This window comes from Olleya sp. ITB9 (genome assembly GCF_001315805.1).
GTDB lineage: Bacteria > Bacteroidota > Bacteroidia > Flavobacteriales > Flavobacteriaceae > Olleya > Olleya sediminilitoris.
In genome coordinates this window covers 36452-42451 of the sequence record NZ_BCBW01000055.1, presented here as the reverse complement: position 1 = coordinate 42451, position 6000 = coordinate 36452, and the positions used below count along the sequence as shown (strand labels likewise).

The window sequence follows — 6000 nt, the reverse complement described above, 5'->3', positions numbered from 1 at the left end:
GACCGTAGCAGTAACAAGTACAGTAGATTGTGATGGAGACGGAGTAACAGATGCAGATGAAACCGCATCAGGAACAGATCCAAACGATCCATGTGATTATAACGTATCAGACATAAGTGTAGCAGTAACAAGCACAGTAGATTGTGATGGTGACGGAGTCACTGATGCAGATGAGATCGCATCAGGAACCAATCCAAATGATGCTTGTGATTATAATATTGGTAATATAACAGTACCAGTAACAAGCACAGTAGATTGTGATGGTGATGGTGTTACAGATGCAGATGAGATAAACGGACCAGATGGTGATCCAACCACACCAGATGCAACTGATCCAAATGATCCATGTGATTATGATGTTTCTAGTATAACCGTTGCAGTTACTAGTACAGTAGACTGTGATGGAGATGGTGTAACAGATGCAGATGAAATAGCAGATGGAACAGATCCAAATGATCCTTGTGATTTTAATATAGGAAGTATTACAGTAACTCCATCTGGTGATTACATAAGATCTGATTGTGATGGAGATGGTGTGTCTAATGGAGATGAAATAGCAACAGGAACCGATCCACAAGATCCATGTGACTATGATAGTTCAATTCAAGATATAGCTATAGTAAGTACTTCATGGTTAGGAGCAGATTGTGATGGAGATGGTGTTTCAAATGGTACAGAACTTAATGATGGTACAGATTCATTAGATTCTTGCGATTATCTAGTTAATAGTCAGGATTTAAGTATTGTTACTTCTCAATGGAATGATTTAGATTGCGATGGTGATGGTGTTATTAATGGTGATGAAATATTAGATAATACCGATCCAAATGATGCTTGTGATTATGATGTAGCAAATGTAACTGTAGCAGTAACCAGTACAGTAGATTGTGACGGTGATGGTGTAACGGACGCAGATGAAATCGCAAACGGAACCAATCCAAACGACCCATGTGATTATAACGTATCAGATGTTACAGTAGCAGTAACAAGTACGGTAGATTGTGATGGTGACGGAGTAACAGATGCAGATGAAATAGCATCAGGTACCAATCCAAATGATGCCTGTGATTATAATATTGGTGACATAACAGTGCCAGTAACTAGTACAGTAGATTGTGATGGAGATGGAGTAATTGATGCAGATGAGATCAATGGACCAGATGGTGATCCAACGACACCAGATGCAACAGATCCAAATGATCCATGTGATTATGATGTTTCTAGTGTAACCGTAGCAATAACTAGTACAGTAGACTGTGATGGAGATGGTGTAACAGATGCAGATGAAATAGCAGATGGAACTGATCCAAATGATCCATGTGATTTTAATACAGGAAGTATTACAGTAACTCCTTCAGGAGACTACTTAAGTTCTGATTGTGATGGAGATGGCGTGTCTAATGGAGATGAAATAGCAACAGGAACCGATCCACAAGATCCATGTGATTATGATGCTTCTGTACAAGATTTAACTATTCTTACAGTGGAATGGTTAGGAGCGGATTGTGATGGAGATGGAGTATCGAATGGTACTGAAATAGGAGATGGAACAGATCCACAAGATCCATGTAATTATTTAGTGAGTAGTCAAGATTTAACAATAGTAACAACTGAATGGAATACATTAGATTGTGATGGTGATGGCGTTACTAATGGAGATGAGATACTAGATGGAACCGATCCAAATGATCCTTGTGATTTTGTAGTTGGAAGTCAAAGCTTAACAACGTCTGGAGACTTTATGGTAGCAGATTGTGATGGCGATGGAGTAACTAATGAAGATGAAATTACAGACGGAACCGATCCAAATGACCCATGTGATTTTTTAACAACTAGTATAAGTGTTTCTGCAAGTGATGAATGGGATGCTTTAGATTGTGATGGCGATGGAGTTATTAATAGTCAAGAGCTTTTAGACGGAACCGATCCACAAGATCCATGTGATTATGATCCATCTAGTCAAGATTTAACAATAGTTACATTTAGTTTTGATGACTTTGATTGTGATGGTGATGGAGTAACTAATGGTGATGAAATTTCAGATGGGACTGATCCTAATGATCCATGTGACTTTATTTTAACAAGTCAGACAACAATGCCTAATGATGCATGGAATACTGCAGATTGTGATGGTGATGGTGTAACTAATGAAGACGAAGTCTTGGATGGTACAGATCCACAAGATTTATGTAGTTTAATAGTTTCAAGTCAAACTATTCCAACTAGCTCAGCATTTGAGAATGCAGATTGTGATGGCGATGGTGTAACTAATGGAAATGAAATTCTTGATAATTCAGACCCTAATGATCCATGTGATTTTATATTAACTAGTCAAACAGTAACACCTTCTGAAGACTGGGATTCTATAGATTGTGATGGTGATGGTGTAGACAACGGAACAGAACTTATGGATAGTACAGATCCAACGGATGCTTGTGATTTTGATTTTGAAAGTCAAGATATATCAATTGTAAGTGAGGATTGGTTAAATTCTGATTGTGATTGTGATGGATTAGGTGATGGCTTTACCAATGGAGAAGAATTAGCTGATAACAATGACAATGGTACTCCAGATTATGCAGAATGTAATAATGGAGATCCAGAGGCTGAAGATGGATTAAACATCTTTGATATCATGACACCAAATGGAGATGGAAATAATGATGTATTTGTTATTAGTGGTATTGAAAATTATCCAAATAATACTTTACAGATTTATAACCGTTGGGGAGTTGAAGTCTATAACGTCGATGGTTATGGGACCAACAACAATTTCTTTAGAGGTGTATCAGAAGGACGAGTTACAGTTCAAAAAGATGAGAAATTACCAGTAGGGACTTATTATTATGTATTGACTTATGTTAACAATCAAGGTAATTCAGTACAAAAAGCAGGACCATTATACATTAATAGAAAATAAATAAAATAATTCCAGTAGTTCATAAATTAGGGCTACTGGTTTAAATTCAAATTACATATGAGAAATTATTTCATACTATTTTTAGGCTTATTTTCACTGGGATTTTATTCTAATGAAAGTCATGCACAACAAGATGCTCAGTATACACAATATATGTACAATACATTAAGTATAAATCCTGCCTACGCAGGCTCAAGAGATGTCTTAAGTTTTATTGGTTTATACAGAACTCAATGGGTTGGATTAGATGGCGCTCCAGACACGTTTACAGCCTCTGTACATTCACCAGTGGGTGAAAAAGTAGGGTTAGGACTTAATATTACCCAAGACGAGATTTTTATAACTAGCGAAACCTATATTGATTTGTCATTTAGTTACACTTTAGACATAGGTAATACCTCTAAATTAGCCTTAGGAGTAAAAGGAGGTGGACACTTTTTAAATATAGATACCAATAAATTAAATACAGGAGCCTTTAATCCAGGAGACTCAGATGCAGAGATTAATGTAGATAATAAATTTTCACCTCAATTTGGATTAGGCGTTTATTATTACTCAGATAAATTTTATTTAGGTTTGAGTGCCCCAAATATATTAGAGACTGAACACTTTGATGAAAATGCTGCAAATAACAATTCTTTTGCAACAGCCAAAGAAAAAGTCAATTTTTACATTATGGCAGGACGCACTTATGATTTAAATCCAGATTTAAAGTTCAAACCTTCAACATTAGTCAAGTTTGTTGATGGAGCACCATTACAGGTAGATTTATCGGCTAATTTTTTAATACAGGAGAAATTAACTTTAGGAGTAGCTTACCGTTGGAGTGCAGCATTAAGTGCTATGGCAGGTTTTCAGGTATCTGATCAGATAATGTTAGGGGTTGCTTATGATAGAGAAACTACTCAATTAAAACAGTTTAATGATGGTTCTTATGAAGTATTCTTAAGGTTTGAATTATTCAAACGAAGCAACCGAATGATTTCACCTAGATTCTTTTAATCAAAAAAAATAAATACATGAAACATATTATAAAGATATACTTAGCTTTTATTTTATTGGTTCCTACCATAACATTTGCTCAAGAACAAAAAGCTGTAAAGGAAGGAGATGAAGACTATGAGAAGTTAGCCTACATAGAGGCTAGAGAATCTTATCTTAAAGCGACTAATGAAGGATTTAAATCTAAAGATTTATTGAAAAAATTAGGAGATTCGTATTATTTTAATGCCGATTATACCAACGCAGCTAAATGGTACGGAGAGCTTTATGAGTCTTCAGATAATTTAGAGTCAGAATATATTTATAGATACGCTTTGTCTTTAAAAAGTGATCAAAAATATGATGCTTCAGATAGAATTATGGAAGCTTTTTATGATTCTAAAGGAGAAGATTATCGTGCTAATTTATTTATTAATGAAAGGAATTATTTAGAAGAGATAGAATTACAATCCGGACGATTTGAATTAATTAACGTAGATTTTAATTCAAAACTAAGTGATTTTGCTCCTTCTTTTTATCAAGGAAGTATTATTTATTCTTCTAACCGAAATAATAGGGGATTAGTAAAACGATTTCATGATTGGAATGAGCAACCCTTTTTAGATTTATATAAACTTAATGCCGGTTTTGAAGACGAAAAGACCACTAGTATTAAATTTAGTTCTAAAGTCAATTCTATTTATCATGAGTCTACTGCTATTTTTACTAAAGACGGTAAGACTATGTACTTTACAAGAAATAATTATACAAATGAAGATTATAAGCAAGATGCAGAAGGAACAAATAGGTTAAAACTATACAGAGCTATAAGAAATGATGAAGACAATACAACATGGCAAGTTGAAGAATTACCATTTAACAGTGATGAGTATTCTGTTGCACATCCAGCATTAAGTCCAGATGAAAAGACATTGTATTTTGCTAGTGATATGCCAGGAACAAATGGACAGTCTGATTTATATAAAGTATCCATAGAAGGTAACGTTTTTGGGAAAACAATAAATTTAGGAGACAAGATTAATACAGAAGGAAGAGAAACGTTTCCTTTTGTAAGCAAAGACAATAAGTTATATTTTGCATCAGATGGGCATGTTGGATTAGGAGGTTTAGATGTTTTTGTTTCAGAAATACAAAACGACACATTTGGAGATGTTTTTAATTTAGGAAAACCTATAAATGGAATAGAAGATGACTTTACTTTTATTATTAATAGTATTACAGGAATAGGCTATTTTGCTTCTAATAGAGACGGTGGAGTAGGAGATGATGATATATATAGTTTTAAAAGTATAAAACCTTTAATAACTAAATGCGAGCAATCTATTAATGGATTTGTATTAAATACAGTAACAGATCAACCAATAGCCAATGCAACAGTATTTTTATTAGATGAAGACAATGTTGTTATCGATGAGAAAACATCTAGAGTAAATGGTAGCTTTAATTTTGCTTTAGAATGTGGTCAAATATATTCTATTAGATCAACAAAGGACACTTTTACAATAGCTGAAAAAGTATTTAATACCCCAAACAGAACAGGAGTTGTTGAGCGTACCTTATTTATGAAACAACAAGATACTTTGCCTGCACCATTAGGAACAGATATAGCACCATTATTAGGAATAAATATTATTTACTTTGATTTAGATAAATCGTTTATACGAAAAGATGCAGAGGTTGAGTTACGTAAAGTTATAGATTTTATGAATGTGTATTCTAATGTTAATATAGACGTAAGATCACATACAGATAGTCGTAATACAAGCCAATATAATATTGATTTATCAGACAGACGTGCAAAGGCTACCGTTGATTACTTAGTTAATGTAGGAGGTATAAGTAGGTCAAGATTAACAAGTGAAGGCTACGGAGAGACTCAGTTACGAAACAGATGTAGTGATGGTGTAAAGTGTAGTGAGTCAGAACACCAATTAAACAGACGTAGTGAATTTATAATTGTCAAATAAATAAGGACAACTATACAAAACAACATAAACCTTTTAATAGTAAGGTAACACTATATAAAAAAAGTGTGTCAGTTTAAAATTTCAGGATTAAGTTATTTATAGCTTAATCCT

The 6000-nt window shown here is 33.9% G+C and carries 3 protein-coding genes; all 3 read left to right on the top strand.

The features are described from left to right. Positions 1-2920 (top strand): gliding motility-associated C-terminal domain-containing protein (locus tag ITB9_RS14675; RefSeq protein ID WP_054852828.1); only part of this gene is annotated, 2920 nt, incomplete at its 5' end. Between the two features lie 57 nt (positions 2921-2977). Next, positions 2978-3922, top strand: coding sequence for a type IX secretion system membrane protein PorP/SprF (locus ITB9_RS14670; RefSeq protein WP_054852827.1), 945 nt, complete (start codon positions 2978-2980; stop codon positions 3920-3922). A 17-nt stretch (positions 3923-3939) separates the two neighbouring features. After that, positions 3940-5889 carry an OmpA family protein gene (locus ITB9_RS14665; protein ID WP_054852826.1) on the top strand — a complete coding sequence of 650 codons (1950 nt, stop codon included), beginning with the start codon at positions 3940-3942 and terminating at the stop codon, positions 5887-5889. Positions 5890-6000: the final 111 nt, after the last annotated feature.

Excerpts from the sequence above, each read along its gene's own strand:
- ITB9_RS14665 (WP_054852826.1), top strand. The coding sequence starts at position 3,940 with ATGAAACATATTATAAAGATATACTTAGCTTTTATTTTATTGGTTCCT.
- ITB9_RS14670 (WP_054852827.1), top strand. The coding sequence starts at position 2,978 with ATGAGAAATTATTTCATACTATTTTTAGGCTTATTTTCACTGGGATTT.